Below are 15320 nucleotides of genomic sequence, written 5' to 3' on the forward strand. Positions count from 1 at the left end.
AATTTTGCTCTTTTTGTTCATGTAATTTTAAAGAAAAAAAGAAGCTTTCGCCTCCTTTTTTTCACCTTTATTTCTTAAAACTTTCATATTTTACAGCTTCAAAAGCTTCCTCAATTTCATCATTACGATAATGGACATATGTAAAACGCCCCAATTCTACTAATCTTGCTATTTCCTGTAACGCTTTATGCTGCTCATATGTTTCTTTCAGCTTAATATGTACATAAAACTTCATTAACGGATGTTCATATAAAGGTTCTCCCACCTCTACATATACATCTTCCACCCCTTGTACAACTCTTACATAACTTGCAAATTGATAAAGAGCTTCTCTGTCTGAAACGATTTTTAATGTATACATATATTCTCCCCCTTTTCTTTACTATATCAAAAAGATGATCACACTACGTTATAGAACTATGAAATTTTTTCGACTTGTCATCTATATATTCAATAAAAAAGGCGTTTATCCATACATGACATCTTTTCCCCACATATATTATAGGAAGAACTTTTTTTCAGTTGAGGTGTTCCTTATGGATCCATACGTCAATATATGTATTTGTATTACTCCCGGCGCCGATATTTCTGATGACCGCATCGCAAAAGATTTAGCTGTTGCAGAATCAATTTGGCACCCCATTACATTTCAAATTCAAGAAGTAATTGTATTAAATGAACTTTTCCGTTTTTTTGACCGTGAAATCAGTTATAAAAATTCCATTCAAAGTCAAGAAAAGCTGGCATCCTTTTTCCAAACATGTGTAAATGAAGCTCCTGAATGCGACCTTTATATTTGTTATATTGGCAGTGATTATTTCAAAGAAACAGCAGTAATTGCCTGCGCTTACTCTTTAGCAAAACAGCAACAACTTACCGGATATATCGTTTTAACAAACTCGGCTGCTCCTATGAAAAATATATATACGCTTGCTCACGAAATCGGTCATATTTTATTTACAAGACGTGTTCACGGAAAACTTACTCACGCAGATCCTCATTCCCCAACTGGCTCGGAGCACCATCCTTCTCCAACCAATCTTATGTATCCGATAGTCCCGCGCCCTGAAAATGTTCCTATTCAGTCTCTATTGACGAACGAACAAAAAACACTCTCTTTACAAAGCTCTTTATTGCAAAGAAAAAAACAGTAACCCTCATGTTACTGTTTAAAACAACTTATTCCAATCAACAAAACAAATCCCGGCTGCTAGAAATAAAAATAGACAACTAAATGTAAATGTAATCCCTCTAAAAATCCCTATATAATATTTCTTTGGAAATAATTTTTGGTATATCCAGAGCAGCCGCTTTTTATTGAATTTCTAGTTCACACTTTTTCTTTCTTCAATTTTTAAAGACCATCTCATTAATCCATATATACTTCCATACATAAGTAATATCTTTGCAATTCCCCAAAATACATTTCTTTCTTCTAAGTCTTTAAATAAGAACATAATCGCAAGAGGAACAATTAGTACCAAAACACCCATCCAACCAAGAACATATACTTCACCAATAAGAAGTAATAAAAATATACTTACTGCTAATATATATGTCTGCATTGTCGACAATTGTAAAATTGGCGTCCCATACCATTTATTCATAAACATTAATAACACTAATAATAAAATAGGTATCATTACTATTACATAAATAATTCCAAACTCTACTGATTTACTTTTAAAAGAAGACATTCTAAACGCAAAAACCGTTCCAATAATTGTAATAGTTAAAACGATAGGATAACCAATTACCTGTACATTTGTTAACGTAAATTGTTGATTCGGATTTCCAAATAAAATATTGGTTAGTAACCAATACCCACCTATCCCAATAATCATTCCTAAAACACTCTTTATACTTCCGCCTTTATCCTTCTCCATCTCTTTCGCTAATTCTTCCGCATACTCTTTTGGCGAATCACCAAATATATTACTTACCGTTTTTCCTTCTTTCTCACCTTCAATTAAATGAGGTTCTGCATCTTCTAAAAAAGCGTCAACATCTTCTTCTTTAATTCCTTTCGTTATTAAATACACTTTCGTATCAATTAAAAACTTTTCTCCTTCTTTAGAAATCATCATGATAATCCCTCCCTTATTAAACCGTCTCTCTTCTATTCGTCTTCATCATAATTTCAAGGAAAATTAAAATAAACAAACTTCCGTATAAACATATAATTTGAAATAACATTGGAACAAGGTCTTCCGTTGTAAATGTTTTAAACACTAACATAATTGAAAGTGGAATGATTAAATATAAGTTTTTAAACCATCCTTCAAAATATATATTTATAGCTACTGTGATGATAAAAATCCCACCAGCCACTATATAACTTTGCACTTCGGTGAATGTGAGCATTTTTGTCGGATATATCACGTCTAATATCGTAACAGCTCCTAATAAAAACATTGGAGCGATCATAACTAAAGACCACATAGAAAACCATGTTTTTGTAAAACTTGTTACGAAGGCCATTTTGCGAAGTAGAAAATTAGGACCTATAACAACTAAAATCAATGAAAAACTATAACCGATACACTGAATAAGTGAAATCTGTAACATTCCATGATTCACTATTAAGATAGAAGCAATAATCCAAAACGATACGATATTCATTACTGTAAAACCAATTTGCTTCCACGTTTCCTGTCTATCTCTTTCCATTACTTTGACAAGTTCATTTGCATATTCTTTCGGTGAGCTTCCGAAAATATCTTCTACACTTTTCCCATCACTCTCACCCTCAATTAAATGGAGTTCCGCATCTTCTATAAAATTTTCAATATCGCTTTCTTTCACACTCTTTGCCGTCAAAAATAATCTCATATCTAACAAAAACTTTCGCGCTTCACTTGATAGCATTATTTTCTCCTTCCCTTCCCTTCAAGTAGACGTTCTACACTACTTTGCATCGTTTCCCAGCGATCCATAAATTCATCAAGTGCTTCCTCGCCTTTTTCTGTTAATGTATAATATTTTCTCTTTGGACCAGATGGAGATTCCTTCATTACGCTTGTTATTAGTCCTTCTTTTTGCATTCGTATTAATAACGGATAAATACTTCCCTCACTCGCCATTGTAAAACCATACTTCGCTAGCTTTTCACTCATTTCATAACCGTATATTTCGCCTTCAGAAATAATAGCAAGTAAGCATCCTTCTAAAATCCCTTTCAGCATTTGACTTGTCGACATAATTCAAATCCTCCTACTATCTTGCTTTACAAGATAGATAAGCGTAAGTATCTTGCTTTACAAAATAGTATAGCAAAGACTATTTTGCAAAACAAGATAGCTAACGATATTTTTTCCAAATGTTTGCAGGAATTTCATTATAGCTTCTCTAAATAGAGCACTATGAAAACTTTATTATGAAGGGATGTTTTTCATCATGGTTACAAATCGAGTTGTCTTTTTAACAGGTGCTGCAAGTGGCATTGGTTATGAAATGGGAAAGGCTTTTGCAAAAGAAGGTGCAAAAGTTGTGATTACCGATCGGCTTGAAGAACGTGCAAAAGAAGCTGCTGAACAATTACAAAATGAAGGTTTTCAAGCTATCGGTTTAAAATGTGACGTTACATCTGAAGAGGAAATTACAGCAGCAATTTCTCAAACAGTTGATCATTTCGGTTCATTACATATATTAATTAACAACGCAGGAATGCAACACGTTTCACCCATTGAAGACTTTCCAACTGAAAAGTTCGAGCTACTAATTCAAATTATGCAAATTGCTCCGTTTATTGCAATTAAGCATGCCTTTCCGATTATGAAACAACAAAAATATGGTCGTATTATTAATGTCGCTTCTATTAACGGCCTTGTCGGGTTTGCTGGAAAAGCTGCCTACAATAGTGCAAAACATGGCGTAATTGGATTAACAAAAGTTGCCGCTTTAGAAGGTGCTACGCATGGTATTACTGTTAATGCCCTTTGCCCTGGTTATGTTGATACCCCCCTTGTACGTAATCAACTACAAGACTTAGCTACTACACGAAATGTACCACTTGAAAATGTTTTAGAAGATGTTATTTATCCACTCGTTCCACAAAAGCGCTTATTACAAGTACAAGAAATTGCAGATTATGCGATGTTTTTAGCGAGTGAAAAAGCTAAAGGTATAACTGGTCAAGCTGTCGTTATCGATGGTGGTTATACCGCTCAATAAAAATAAAGTTTGCTCAAGAAGAGCAAACTTTATTTTTTATCCCGAGGATCTTCGTACTTTATTAATTGCCGCGGGAGCTTCTCAATTGCAACAATTACCCCCTCTAATTTACTTTCAATACGGTGGAGTAAATATAATGTTACAACAATCGGAAACCCTACATTACCTATCATCTTGATCCACTCTTCCACCCTCTTCCCCTCCTTTCATTATATAAGTAAGAGAAAACACTGCATTTAGGCATAAAAAAACAAGCTATTATGTATTAGCTTGTTTTTCAAATAATGATGCAATTTCTCGTTTATAGTCCCCGCGTATAATACCTTTCTCAGTAATAATTCCTGTAATTAATTCATTCGGTGTTATGTCAAATGCTGGATTATAAACATCCGTTCCAATTGGTGCTACTTGTTTTCCAAAGATTTTCGTAACTTCTGTTTCATCTCTTTCTTCAATAATAATTTCGGCTCCAGTTTCTTTCGTAACATCAAATGTTGACAGTGGCGCAGCAACGTAAAATGGGATATTAAAGTACTTTGCTAAAATAGCTAAATTCATTGTCCCTATTTTATTGGCTGTATCTCCATTTGCGACAATTCGATCCGCCCCCACAATAATTGCGTTTATTTCTTTCGTTTGAATAGCATGAGCTGCAGTATTATCTGTTATAAGGGTCACATCAATATTTGCTTGCTTCAATTCCCACGTCGTTAAGCGACCACCTTGTAAAACTGGTCTCGTTTCACACGCATATGCATGTAAACGCACACCTTTCTCTTTTCCAATATAAAAGGGAGCTAATGCAGTTCCATATCTGGCAGTTGCGATACTTCCAGCGTTACAGATTGTTAAAATATTATCGCCATCTTTAAAACATGTTAACGCATATTCCCCAATATTTCGACACACCTCCTCATCTTCCTGTTGAATGCGAAGCGCTTCTTCTTCTAATATTTTTTGCGCTTCTTTTATTGTAGTAATCTCTCGAATAGATTCTCTCATACGATCAATTGCCCAAAATAAATTTACTGCCGTTGGGCGTGATGTCCCTAAATAGTTACAGTCTCTATTAAACTTCTTTTGAAATTCTTCGATATGTAAAGTATTATATTTTTTCACTGCAAGCGCCAAGCCAAATGCAGCTACAATTCCAATTGCAGGCGCTCCGCGTACTTCTAACATTATGATACTTTTCCAAACCTCTTCAATAGTCGTTAATGTTTTGTATTCTGTGCTATGTGGCAATTTCGTTTGATTTAATACCGCAATTGCATCCCCTTTCCAACTTACAGATCTCGGAACCGTAACGATTGTACTCATGCTTTTACACCCCTTGAAACTGTCTGTTGAAATAATGTTCGAAACAGTTGAATATCAGCACTTTTAGATTCATATTTTATTAGTTCTTTTCCTAAGGATAGCGCTTGTTTCTTAGCTTGAATTCTTGTTTCTTTATTTTCTATTTCATCTAAATCTGCTACATGAGCTAAACCAATTGTTCTACGAATTAGTTCACATCCGGCAAATCCAACAGCATCAGTAAAGATATTTTGCAAAATAATTGGTAACCATTGTTTTTCTTTCGTATATGCTTCTACACCTTCTCCAATCCATAACTTTGTAAAAGTCTCTACAAAATAACTCCACGTCTTTTCTATATGGAAAAATAGTACACTTCTCTTTTCTTCTTCTCTAGATAACGCATTTAATAATAGATTTGCAATAAATTGACCTATGTCAAACCCAAATGGGCCATATGTCGCAAATTCTGGATCAATCACTTTCGTTTCAGAAGGTGACGAAAAAATACTACCAGTATGTAAATCACCATGAATAAGAGTTTCTTTTCTTGTTAAGAACTTATATTTATATTGTGCTACTTTTAGTTTTAAAGTTTTATCACTCCAAAGTTCATCAACCACGAGCTGTAAATCTGGCTCATAATCATTTGTATCATAATGCCCAAACGGATCTGTAAACACTAAATCCTCTGTAATTTTACATAGGTCCGGATTTACAAAGGTACCTTCTAGTATCCTCTTCTCTTCTGACTGTAAACCAAAATCTGAAGTGTAAAATAAAACATGTGCTAGAAAACGACCAATATGCTGGGATAAAAGCGGATATTCTTCTCCGTCTATTAATCCTTTTCTTGTAATTGTTAGTCTTGATAAGTCTTCTATTACCGTTATCGCTAACTCTTCGTCATGACTGTACACTACTGGAACATAATCCGGTACATACTGCGCAAAAATTTGTAATGCCTTGCTTTCAATCGTTGCTCTTTTTATAGACAATGGCCAGCTTTCACCAACTACTTTCGCATAAGGCAGTGCTTGTTTTATTATAATGGATTTCTCTCCATCATCTAATTTGAACACGTAATTTAAGTTTCCATCTCCAATTTCATGACAAATGACATTTGCCTTCTCTTCAAAATAGCCATAATCTTTCGCATATTGTACAGCTGTTATTTCTGTTAATGAATAATATCCCATCTTCTTCTCCCCCTTTTTAAATTCAGAGGTTTTTCTAACATAGAAAAACCTCTTTCCACTAAGAAAGAGGTTTGAAGTTTATCTTCTCCCCTCTTATCTGCCAGAAAGTTTTACTTTCTGCTGGAATTAGCACCGTGCCTTTTGGCGTAATAAACGCCCCATTTCACAATGGTATTACGGTCGGTTGCTGGGCTTCATCGGGCCAAATCCCTCCACCTGCTCTTGATAAGAGTTGTATAATTTTTTGAATTTTTAACTTTATGTTGAAGACTATACCAAGAATAAAAATCACTTGTCAACATTTTATTTGTATAATTCTGGACGGCGATCCGCAAAAACTGGAATTCCTTTACGTACTTCTTTAATTTTCTCGAATTCAAGCTCTCCAAATAAAATTGATTCCTCTTCATTCGCCTCTACTACAACTTCACCCCAAGGATCCACAATTAAAGAATGACCTGCAAACACATTATTCGGATCCTTCCCTGCTCTATTACACGCAACAACATAACACTGATTTTCAACTGCTCTTGCTTGCAATAGCAAACGCCAATGTGCTAAACGAACTAATGGCCATTCAGCTACAACAAATAATACTTTTGCCCCTTTAGCAGTATGAACACGCATCCACTCTGGAAAACGAATATCATAACAAATTGTTCCAGCGCATTCAACATCATCTAGCTTAAATTCGCCCGTACCATTACCAGCTATTAAATATTTATGTTCATCCATAAGCTGAAATAAATGTACTTTACTATATTCGTTGACTAACTGTCCTTCATTATTTACAACATACATCGTATTTGTAACGCCTTGCTCTGTTTGCTTTGCTATGGACCCACCAACAATATGTACATCATATCGCTTCGCCCATTCTATTAACTTTTCTTTCGTTTCCACTCCATCCCTATCTGCAATTTCAGAAAGTCTCGTTAAATCATATCCTGTTGTCCATAGTTCTGGTAAGACGATAACATCTGGCCTTTCCTTCATAGCTTCACTTATTTTATTTTTAGCATTCTCAATATTTTTTTCTACATCTCCAAAAACAATATCCATTTGAATACATGCGACTTTCATTTTTTCAGCCCCATTCTTATTTTTCTCTTTACAAAATACTGGAAAGATTATATCATTTGTCACTAGAATTGTAACAACTTTCAAAAGAGGTGGAAAGTATGAAATTATTTCAACCTTCTGAGATAGTAACATCATTGCCAACACAATTTTTCGCTTCACTTGTTGCAAAAGTTAACAAAGTCGTTGCAGCTGGTCACGATGTTATTAATCTAGGTCAAGGTAATCCAGATCAACCAACACCGCAGCATATCGTAAAAGCTTTACAAGATGCTGCCGAAAAGACCATTCATCATAAATATCCGCCATTTCGCGGACATGAAAGCTTAAAGGAAGCCGTGGCTACATTCTATAAACGTGAATATGGCGTCGAATTAAACCCAAAAACTGAAGTTGCTATTTTGTTTGGTGGGAAGGCTGGACTAGTAGAATTACCGATTTGTTTTACAAATCCTGGTGATACGATTCTCGTTCCGGATCCAGGTTATCCAGATTATTTATCAGGGGTTGCTTTAGCAAAAGCACACTTTGAAAGAATGCCACTTATTGCAGAAAATAACTTTTTACCAGATTATACGAACATTGATGCCTCTATTGCAGAGCGTGCAAAATTAATGTTTTTAAACTATCCAAATAATCCTACCGGTGCTACTGCATCAAAAGATTTTTTTGATGAAACCATTCACTTTGCTAATAAACATAATATATTAGTTGTTCACGATTTTGCTTATGGCGCTATCGGATTTGATGGTCAAAAACCTGTTAGTTTCTTGCAAGCAGATGGTGCGAAAGATATAGGAATTGAAATTTACACATTATCAAAAACTTTCAATATGGCTGGCTGGCGCATCGCTTTTGCTGTAGGGAATGAAAGTGTGATTGAAACAATTAACCTATTACAAGATCATATGTATGTTAGTATATTCGGTGCAGTTCAAGATGCCGCTCGAGAAGCGCTATTAAGTTCACAGTCTTGTGTAATAGACCTTGTAAATAGTTACGAATCTCGAAGAAACGCTCTTATTTCAGCCTGTCACTCAATTGGTTGGAATGTAGACATTCCAACAGGATCGTTCTTTGCATGGCTTCCCGTTCCAAAAGGATACACCTCTGAGCAATTTTCTGATATTTTACTAGAAAAAGCACATGTCGCAGTTGCTCCTGGTGTCGGATTTGGTGAGCATGGCGAAGGGTATGTCCGTGTTGGTCTCTTGCATACAGAAGATAGATTACGAGAAGCCATTAATCGAATTGATAAATTAAATTTTTTCAAAAAGTAATTGACAACACGAAAAATATCTGACAAAATTCAGTTATCTTAAAAATTTAAACATTTCTAAATACTTCTTATCAAGAGCAGGTGGAGGGACGAGCCCGACGAAACCCGGCAACCGATCTACAATTGTAGACACGGTGCTAATTCTCGCAGCATTACGCTGACAGATAAGGAGCTGGTTGTAAAAAAACCTCTCCTTAGCTGAGAGTTTTTTTTATTTAACTAGGAGGTTATAACAATGAGCGGAATTATAGCGACGTATTTAATCCATGATGATTCACATAACTTAGAAAAAAAAGCTGAGCAAATTGCACTCGGTTTAACAATTGGCTCTTGGACTCATTTGCCACACTTATTGCAAGAACAATTAAAGCAGCATAAAGGCAACGTCATTCATGTTGAGGAATTAGCTGAACATGAACATACCAATTCGTATTTACGTAAAAAAGTAAAACGCGGAATTATTAAAATCGAATATCCGCTATTAAACTTCAGTCCAGATTTACCAGCGATTTTAACGACTACATTTGGAAAGCTATCACTTGATGGCGAAGTAAAATTAATTGACTTAACTTTTTCAGACGAGTTAAAAAAACATTTTCCTGGTCCAAAATTCGGGATAGATGGTATTCGAAATCTTTTACAAGTGCATGATCGTCCCCTTTTAATGAGTATTTTTAAAGGAATGATTGGACGAAACATTGGGTATTTAAAAACGCAATTACGCGATCAAGCAATTGGTGGTGTAGATATAGTAAAAGATGATGAAATATTATTTGAAAATGCATTAACACCACTTACGAAACGCATTGTATCTGGAAAAGAAGTTTTACAATCCGTATATGAAACATACGGACATAAAACGTTATATGCCGTAAATTTAACAGGACGAACTTTTGATTTAAAAGAAAATGCTAAACGTGCAGTGCAAGCTGGAGCTGATATTCTATTATTTAACGTATTTGCTTACGGACTAGATGTACTACAATCACTTGCAGAAGATGATGAAATCCCAGTTCCTATTATGGCACATCCTGCTGTAAGTGGTGCTTATTCAGCATCCAAGTTATATGGAGTTTCATCTCCATTATTACTTGGAAAGCTACTACGTTATGCTGGGGCTGACTTTTCATTATTCCCATCTCCATACGGAAGTGTTGCGCTAGAAAAAGAGGAGGCTCTTGCTATCTCAAAATATTTAACTGAAGACGATGCATCTTTCAAGAAGAGCTTTTCTGTTCCGTCTGCTGGTATTCATCCTGGTTTCGTTCCCTTTATTGTACGAGATTTCGGTAAAGATGTTGTTATTAATGCTGGCGGCGGGATACACGGACATCCAAATGGAGCGCAAGGCGGCGGTAAAGCTTTCCGTACTGCAATTGATGCTACTTTGCAAAATAAACCACTCCATGAAGTAGACGACATAAATTTGCATAGTGCACTACAAATATGGGGAAATCCCTCTTATGAGGTGAAATTATGAGTATTCAAGTATTTTGTGATTTCGATGGCACGATTACAAATAATGATAACATTATGTCCATTATGGAAAAATTCGCACCACCAGAAGCCGAAGAAGTAAAGAATAAAATTTTATCACAAGAACTATCCATTCAAGAAGGTGTTTCTCAATTATTTCAATTAATACCTACTAATCTGCACGATGATATTATTCAATTTTTAATAGAAACTGCTGAAATCCGTAGTGGTTTTCATGAGTTTATACAATTCGTAAAGGAAAATAACATTTCTTTTTACGTGATATCAGGTGGAATGGATTTCTTCGTCTATCCACTCTTACAAGGAATCATTCCAAAAGAGCAAATTTATTGTAATGAAACAGACTTTTCAGCAGAGTTTATTACAGTTAAATGGCCTCATTCTTGTGATGATCATTGTCAAAATCATTGCGGATTATGTAAATCATCATTAATCCGTAAATTAAGTGATACAGATGACTTTCATATTGTAATTGGAGATTCTATTACTGATTTACAAGCCGCGAAACAAGCTGATAAAGTATTCGCTCGCGATTTCCTTATTACAAAGTGTGAAGAAAATCATATTGCTTATACACCGTTTGAAACATTTCAAGATGTGCAAGCTGAATTAAAACTTTTGTTGGAGGTGAAGGCATGAAACAACTTTTTCGTCAATGGTATGACTTAAGCGAGATAAAAAAAGAGTTAACAACACGAAATTGGTTCCCAGCAACAAGTGGTAATATTTCTATAAAGGTTAGTCATGAACCACTTACTTTTCTTATTACGGCAAGCGGTAAAGATAAAACAAAAACCACTCCAGATGATTTTCTATTAGTAGATCATGTAGGAGTTCCCGTTTTAGAGACTGAATTACGCCCTTCAGCAGAAACAATATTGCATACACACATTTATAACAATACGAATGCCGGTTGCGTACTTCATGTTCATACAACCGATAATAATGTCATCACAAATTTATATAGTGATGCAGTCACCCTTCAAAATCAAGAAATTATTAAAGCTCTCGATATTTGGGAAGAAGGTGCAACCATTCACATTCCTATTATCGAAAACCATGCCCATATCCCAACACTTGGAGAAAACTTCCGAAAGCATATACAAGGAGATTCGGGTGCAGTATTAATCCGTAACCACGGTATTACCGTATGGGGCCGAGATAGCTTTGATGCAAAGAAGAGATTAGAAGCTTATGAGTTTTTATTCCAATTTCATATAAAACTATTATCAATTCAAGGAGGCGTTTCTAATGGCGCAAATTCGTATTCATGAAGTAAATACTCGTATTGAAAATGAAGTGGAAGTATCTAAATTTCTACAAGAGGAAGGCGTTTTATATGAGAAATGGAATATTTCTAAACTTCCTACTCATTTAAATGAAAATTATTCGTTAACAGATGAAAACAAAGCTGAAATATTAGCTATTTTTTCAAAAGAAATCGCTGATGTTTCAGCACGTCGAGGTTATAAAGCACATGATGTAATCTCACTTTCAAGTAGCACACCTAACCTTGACGAATTATTAATTAATTTCCAAAAGGAACACCATCATACAGATGACGAAGTTCGCTTTATCGTCAGTGGTCACGGCATTTTCGCTATTGAAGGTAAAGATGGGAAATTCTTTGATGTTGAACTTGAGCCAGGCGATTTAATATCTGTTCCTGAAAATGCAAGACATTATTTTACCTTGCAAGATGATCGCCAAGTTGTAGCTATTCGTATTTTTGTGACAACTGAAGGCTGGGTTCCAATCTATTAAGGTAGTTAGTTGAATAAAAGGACTTGGACCCCCTTTTCCAAACTTTTATTCACTCTACATATATACATCCTCCTATGGAACAGGCTTATTTCATTTTGAAATAAGTCTGATTTTTTATTTACTTGAAAGTACCATTTCATCACAAATTTACACCTTAATTTTTCAAGTGCATTTTTCGAACATTTTTTGAACATTTATTGAATTTTTTCTGAAAATTCTGTTTTATATGTGATATACTACAATTAACTTAGAAGGAAAATAATATCGCAAACAGAGGGGGATAATCATGAGCTTACTTATCGCACTTATACTTGGAGTTACATGTGGAGCATTTCCTGTTATTTTAGGAGCTATTATGGAAGAGTTAGAAATTGGTGTTTTAGGATTTGTCGCATCTTGTGTAAGCGCTTTATTATTTGGTTTATTCGGCGCTATTCCTGTTTCAATTCTGTGTGCTTTTTATATAATACGCCATGCTCGTACAAAACAATTTGGTCCTAACCACATCGCACAAATTATCCCGTTCCCGGTTGAACGATGCCGCCGCGCTTCTAACTTATAATTATAAAAATTAAACATGACTAAATAAATAAAAGTCCTCAAATGAGGACTTTTATTTATTTTCTTCTAGAAATTGAAACAATTCTTGTAGATGTAGGGCATCTTCACCATAGCTAACAGATACATGAAATATACCATCAATCTCAGCTTGCATATAAAGATCCACTCCATCACGATCATATTTCAATGCCAAATAAAACTCCATTTCTTCTAACATCTTTTTTGAGGTTCGAATTACATAATGTCCCTTCTCATCTCTTCCATATTCAAATTCTGGTTCAAAATCATATTTTTGTTTAAAAGCTTCTTTTTGTTTTTCATTAATTTGCATACAAGTAGCTCGCTGTACAGTATCAATCATCTCATCAAACTTTTGAAGGTCCACCTCGTTTACCCCCTTATATATTTTTTATATAGTACTTGTGTTCCACTATTTTCTTCGCCATCCTTAATTAACTCTTCATACAATTCTTTCGCCAAACTTAAGCCTGGGACTGGTAATTGTAATTTTTCTGCTTCCTCTAAAGCAATTTTCATATCTTTCATAAAATGCTTTACATAAAATCCTGGCTCAAAGTCTCCTTTTAACATTCGAGGAGCTAAATTACTTAATGACCAGCTACCTGCTGCCCCTGTTGAAATACTCTCTAACACTTTATCTGGATTCAGTCCAGCCTTCTTCGCGTAAGCGACAGCCTCACATACTCCAATCATATTGGAAGCAATCGCAATTTGATTGCACATTTTTGTATGTTGTCCACTCCCAGCTGGTCCTTGTAATTGAATGTTTGTTCCTAACTTTTCAAGTAAAGGTAAGCATCTATCATATATTTCTTTCTCCCCACCTACCATAATTGCGAGTTTTGCTTCTTTCGCACCAACATCTCCTCCTGAGACAGGTGCATCTAACGTATATATATTTTTGCTTTTTGCAACTTCATTAATCCGTTTTGCTAAAGTAGGTGTAGATGTCGTAAAGTCAATTGCTATCGTACCTTCTTTTGCATGTTCTATAATTCCTTCTATACCAAAATACACTTCTTCTACATCATGTGGATATCCAACCATTGTCATTACAATATCAACTTGCTTCACTAACTCTTTTGGCGTATTACACCAATTTGCACCATCTTGCACTAAAGAATCTGTTTTTGCTTTCGTTCTATTATATACATATACTTTATGACCATCTTGCATTAAGTGATAAACCATACTTTTTCCCATTACGCCAATACCAATGAAACCTATTGATAAAGTTTTATGTTCCATTTTCTCATCCCCTTTGTTCTAATAAATCATTTACCATCTTTCGGAACTCTTTATTAAAGTCATCATCCATACTATTTTTCACATTTGAAAATAAAATAACAAAAGTTCCTTTTTCTTTATTAAAATTATTGAAAGTGTTCCAACCAGATAATACACCATGATTATGAAAATAATCTGGATATATATAAAAACTAAATGCATATTTCCGTTCTGCTGAAGGTGAAAACATTGCTTGTATACTTTGTTCAGAAAGAAGTTTTCCATTTATAATTGCTTCGTCTAATTTCTTCATATCTCCAACTGTCGTATACATCTCACCACAACCATATAGCCAATCCATGCCTAACTTCTGCGCTGGTACAAGCTCTTGATCTTTTTTCACATAACCCTTTGTAAAATTTTTATCTCCAGGTACCATATTTCCCATACCGGATTCATGCATATCTGCTTTTACAAATATGTTTTCTTTTATGTAATCTCCTAAAGGTTTTTTCGATATATGTTCTATTATATAAGCAAGCACCATATAATTATAATCTGTATATCTCCAACCTGTTCCTGCAGGAAATTCTAAATTTTGACGTCCAATCCAATTAATTAATTGTAAGCGGGAAGCCGCATTAATATTGCCTTTTGCGTGTTCAGGTAAACCAGAGGTATGCGTTAATAAATGATATAGCGTAATATTTTTATTCTCCGGAAATGAAGGAATATATTTATTTACATTATCTTGAATATTCAATTTCCCTTGTTCTTGCAGCTGTAAAATAGATGTGGCAACGACTGTTTTCGTAATAGAACCGATACGATATTTTGTTTGAGGCGTATTTTCTATTTTATTTTGAACATCAGCATACCCATATCCTTTATTCAATATAACATGCTCTTTATCTGTTACCAAAACTGTTCCATTGAATTGCTTTCCGACTAAATATTGATCTAATTTTTGAGATATGCTAGCATAATCAATTTGTTGCTCTTCTTTTTCTTCTATATTCCCTTGTACTTCCGATTCAATAGTAGGATTCACTTTAGTTGTTAATACAGTGTTTTCCTTTATATTGGGGCTAACAAGAAAATAGTATACTCCGCCGCCAACTATAGCAGACAGTGAAGCCACCACCATTACTTTTTTTATCATATTGATCCTCCATAATTCCTTCGCTAAAAATTGTCCCCCTATTCTATTATCAAACAAT

Annotated in this window: 19 protein-coding genes, 1 pseudogene and 2 riboswitches; of the genes and pseudogenes, 8 read left to right on the forward strand and 12 right to left on the reverse strand. The window is 34.7% G+C overall.

All coding sequences use genetic code 11. The annotated features are described in order from the left end of the window. Positions 1-67: 67 nt before the first annotated feature. The gene (locus ACX9TM_RS20250; protein WP_000288330.1) at positions 68-361 is read right to left on the reverse strand and encodes a DUF3928 family protein; all 294 of its coding nucleotides are present in this window, start codon (positions 359-361) and stop codon (positions 68-70) included. A 175-nt stretch (positions 362-536) separates the two neighbouring features. Between ACX9TM_RS20250 and ACX9TM_RS20255 the strand changes: the two genes are divergently transcribed. Further along, positions 537-1154: an ImmA/IrrE family metallo-endopeptidase gene (locus ACX9TM_RS20255; RefSeq protein ID WP_000371608.1), complete on the forward strand. Its 618-nt coding sequence runs from the start codon at positions 537-539 to the stop codon at positions 1152-1154. Positions 1155-1169: 15 nt separating this feature from the next. On the opposite strand, the pseudogene ACX9TM_RS20260 reads toward ACX9TM_RS20255, so the two are convergent. From ACX9TM_RS20260 to ACX9TM_RS20275, 4 genes and pseudogenes are all read right to left on the reverse strand, one after another. Beyond that, positions 1170-1313, reverse strand: a pseudogene (locus ACX9TM_RS20260) (DNA-binding protein); the annotation flags it as partial. Positions 1314-1325: 12 nt separating this feature from the next. Next, positions 1326-2087: a DUF1129 domain-containing protein gene (locus ACX9TM_RS20265; protein ID WP_065382276.1), complete on the reverse strand. Its 762-nt coding sequence runs from the start codon at positions 2085-2087 to the stop codon at positions 1326-1328. A 16-nt stretch (positions 2088-2103) separates the two neighbouring features. Next, a complete protein-coding gene (locus ACX9TM_RS20270; RefSeq protein ID WP_000952885.1) occupies positions 2104-2868 on the reverse strand; it encodes a DUF1129 domain-containing protein in 765 nt (254 codons plus the stop codon). Further along, entirely contained in the window at positions 2868-3200 is a 333-nt protein-coding gene (locus ACX9TM_RS20275) for a PadR family transcriptional regulator (RefSeq protein WP_000107982.1), read from the reverse strand. Before ACX9TM_RS20275 ends, ACX9TM_RS20270 begins: the two co-directional genes overlap by 1 nt. Positions 3201-3396: 196 nt before the next feature. Between ACX9TM_RS20275 and ACX9TM_RS20280 the strand changes: the two genes are divergently transcribed. Beyond that, entirely contained in the window at positions 3397-4173 is a 777-nt protein-coding gene (locus tag ACX9TM_RS20280) for a 3-hydroxybutyrate dehydrogenase (RefSeq protein WP_000258428.1), read from the forward strand. A 29-nt stretch (positions 4174-4202) separates the two neighbouring features. Here ACX9TM_RS20280 and ACX9TM_RS20285 read toward each other — a convergent pair whose 3' ends face one another. The 4 genes from ACX9TM_RS20285 to ACX9TM_RS20300 form a co-directional block, all read right to left on the reverse strand. Next, on the reverse strand, positions 4203-4364 hold the full coding sequence (locus tag ACX9TM_RS20285; RefSeq protein ID WP_000393335.1) for a YvrJ family protein: 162 nt from the start codon (positions 4362-4364) through the stop codon (positions 4203-4205). 67 nt (positions 4365-4431) lie between these two features. Further along, complete coding sequence (mtnA, locus tag ACX9TM_RS20290; protein ID WP_065382275.1) at positions 4432-5493, reverse strand: S-methyl-5-thioribose-1-phosphate isomerase; 1062 nt, start codon at positions 5491-5493, stop codon at positions 4432-4434. Beyond that, complete coding sequence (gene mtnK, locus ACX9TM_RS20295; protein WP_000542687.1) at positions 5490-6671, reverse strand: S-methyl-5-thioribose kinase; 1182 nt, start codon at positions 6669-6671, stop codon at positions 5490-5492. The genes mtnA and mtnK overlap by 4 nt, the downstream gene beginning before the upstream one ends. A 90-nt stretch (positions 6672-6761) precedes the next feature. Then, a riboswitch (SAM riboswitch) is annotated at positions 6762-6903 on the reverse strand. Between the two features lie 71 nt (positions 6904-6974). Further along, positions 6975-7838 (reverse strand): carbon-nitrogen family hydrolase, encoded by an 864-nt coding sequence (locus ACX9TM_RS20300; RefSeq protein ID WP_002204714.1) that lies wholly within the window; start codon positions 7836-7838, stop codon positions 6975-6977. A 14-nt stretch (positions 7839-7852) separates the two neighbouring features. Here ACX9TM_RS20300 and ACX9TM_RS20305 point away from each other — a divergent pair, with 14 nt between their 5' ends. The 6 genes from ACX9TM_RS20305 (at position 7853) to ACX9TM_RS20330 (ending at position 12853) form a co-directional block, all read left to right on the forward strand. Continuing rightward, entirely contained in the window at positions 7853-9031 is a 1179-nt protein-coding gene (locus ACX9TM_RS20305; RefSeq protein WP_000765510.1) for a pyridoxal phosphate-dependent aminotransferase, read from the forward strand. Positions 9032-9095: 64 nt separating this feature from the next. Then, a riboswitch (SAM riboswitch) is annotated at positions 9096-9201 on the forward strand. Positions 9202-9265: 64 nt separating this feature from the next. Then, entirely contained in the window at positions 9266-10510 is a 1245-nt protein-coding gene (gene mtnW / locus ACX9TM_RS20310) for a 2,3-diketo-5-methylthiopentyl-1-phosphate enolase (protein WP_000014181.1), read from the forward strand. After that, on the forward strand, positions 10507-11166 hold the full coding sequence (locus ACX9TM_RS20315) for a 2-hydroxy-3-keto-5-methylthiopentenyl-1-phosphate phosphatase (protein ID WP_000027461.1): 660 nt from the start codon (positions 10507-10509) through the stop codon (positions 11164-11166). Before mtnW ends, ACX9TM_RS20315 begins: the two co-directional genes overlap by 4 nt. Beyond that, complete coding sequence (locus tag ACX9TM_RS20320) at positions 11163-11801, forward strand: methylthioribulose 1-phosphate dehydratase (RefSeq protein ID WP_000811341.1); 639 nt, start codon at positions 11163-11165, stop codon at positions 11799-11801. Before ACX9TM_RS20315 ends, ACX9TM_RS20320 begins: the two co-directional genes overlap by 4 nt. Beyond that, a complete protein-coding gene (locus ACX9TM_RS20325; RefSeq protein ID WP_000057314.1) occupies positions 11779-12291 on the forward strand; it encodes a 1,2-dihydroxy-3-keto-5-methylthiopentene dioxygenase in 513 nt (170 codons plus the stop codon). The genes ACX9TM_RS20320 and ACX9TM_RS20325 overlap by 23 nt, the downstream gene beginning before the upstream one ends. A gap of 286 nt (positions 12292-12577) precedes the next feature. Continuing rightward, positions 12578-12853, forward strand: a complete 276-nt coding sequence (locus ACX9TM_RS20330) for a hypothetical protein (protein WP_000054659.1) — start codon at positions 12578-12580, stop codon at positions 12851-12853. A gap of 51 nt (positions 12854-12904) precedes the next feature. Here the strand turns inward: ACX9TM_RS20330 and ACX9TM_RS20335 are convergent, their stop codons facing one another. The 3 genes from ACX9TM_RS20335 to ACX9TM_RS20345 are packed head-to-tail and all read right to left on the reverse strand — an operon-like array spanning position 12905 to position 15262. Further along, a complete protein-coding gene (locus ACX9TM_RS20335; protein ID WP_000365619.1) occupies positions 12905-13237 on the reverse strand; it encodes a DUF3909 family protein in 333 nt (110 codons plus the stop codon). Positions 13238-13242: 5 nt separating this feature from the next. After that, positions 13243-14121, reverse strand: coding sequence for an NAD(P)-dependent oxidoreductase (locus ACX9TM_RS20340; RefSeq protein ID WP_000400431.1), 879 nt, complete (start codon positions 14119-14121; stop codon positions 13243-13245). A 4-nt stretch (positions 14122-14125) separates the two neighbouring features. Next, a complete protein-coding gene (locus ACX9TM_RS20345) occupies positions 14126-15262 on the reverse strand; it encodes a serine hydrolase (RefSeq protein ID WP_000592910.1) in 1137 nt (378 codons plus the stop codon). Positions 15263-15320: the final 58 nt, after the last annotated feature.

It is taken from the genome of Bacillus sp. LH1 (assembly GCF_057924895.1).

Excerpts from the sequence above, each read along its gene's own strand:
- ACX9TM_RS20250 (WP_000288330.1), bottom strand. The coding sequence starts at position 361 with ATGTATACATTAAAAATCGTTTCAGACAGAGAAGCTCTTTATCAATTT.
- ACX9TM_RS20255 (WP_000371608.1), top strand. The coding sequence starts at position 537 with ATGGATCCATACGTCAATATATGTATTTGTATTACTCCCGGCGCCGAT.
- ACX9TM_RS20265 (WP_065382276.1), bottom strand. The coding sequence starts at position 2,087 with ATGATGATTTCTAAAGAAGGAGAAAAGTTTTTAATTGATACGAAAGTG.
- ACX9TM_RS20270 (WP_000952885.1), bottom strand. The coding sequence starts at position 2,868 with ATGCTATCAAGTGAAGCGCGAAAGTTTTTGTTAGATATGAGATTATTT.
- ACX9TM_RS20275 (WP_000107982.1), bottom strand. The coding sequence starts at position 3,200 with ATGTCGACAAGTCAAATGCTGAAAGGGATTTTAGAAGGATGCTTACTT.
- ACX9TM_RS20280 (WP_000258428.1), top strand. The coding sequence starts at position 3,397 with ATGGTTACAAATCGAGTTGTCTTTTTAACAGGTGCTGCAAGTGGCATT.
- mtnA (WP_065382275.1), bottom strand. The coding sequence starts at position 5,493 with ATGAGTACAATCGTTACGGTTCCGAGATCTGTAAGTTGGAAAGGGGAT.
- mtnK (WP_000542687.1), bottom strand. The coding sequence starts at position 6,671 with ATGGGATATTATTCATTAACAGAAATAACAGCTGTACAATATGCGAAA.
- ACX9TM_RS20305 (WP_000765510.1), top strand. The coding sequence starts at position 7,853 with ATGAAATTATTTCAACCTTCTGAGATAGTAACATCATTGCCAACACAA.
- mtnW (WP_000014181.1), top strand. The coding sequence starts at position 9,266 with ATGAGCGGAATTATAGCGACGTATTTAATCCATGATGATTCACATAAC.
- ACX9TM_RS20315 (WP_000027461.1), top strand. The coding sequence starts at position 10,507 with ATGAGTATTCAAGTATTTTGTGATTTCGATGGCACGATTACAAATAAT.
- ACX9TM_RS20320 (WP_000811341.1), top strand. The coding sequence starts at position 11,163 with ATGAAACAACTTTTTCGTCAATGGTATGACTTAAGCGAGATAAAAAAA.
- ACX9TM_RS20325 (WP_000057314.1), top strand. The coding sequence starts at position 11,779 with ATGGCGCAAATTCGTATTCATGAAGTAAATACTCGTATTGAAAATGAA.
- ACX9TM_RS20330 (WP_000054659.1), top strand. The coding sequence starts at position 12,578 with ATGAGCTTACTTATCGCACTTATACTTGGAGTTACATGTGGAGCATTT.
- ACX9TM_RS20340 (WP_000400431.1), bottom strand. The coding sequence starts at position 14,121 with ATGGAACATAAAACTTTATCAATAGGTTTCATTGGTATTGGCGTAATG.
- ACX9TM_RS20345 (WP_000592910.1), bottom strand. The coding sequence starts at position 15,262 with ATGATAAAAAAAGTAATGGTGGTGGCTTCACTGTCTGCTATAGTTGGC.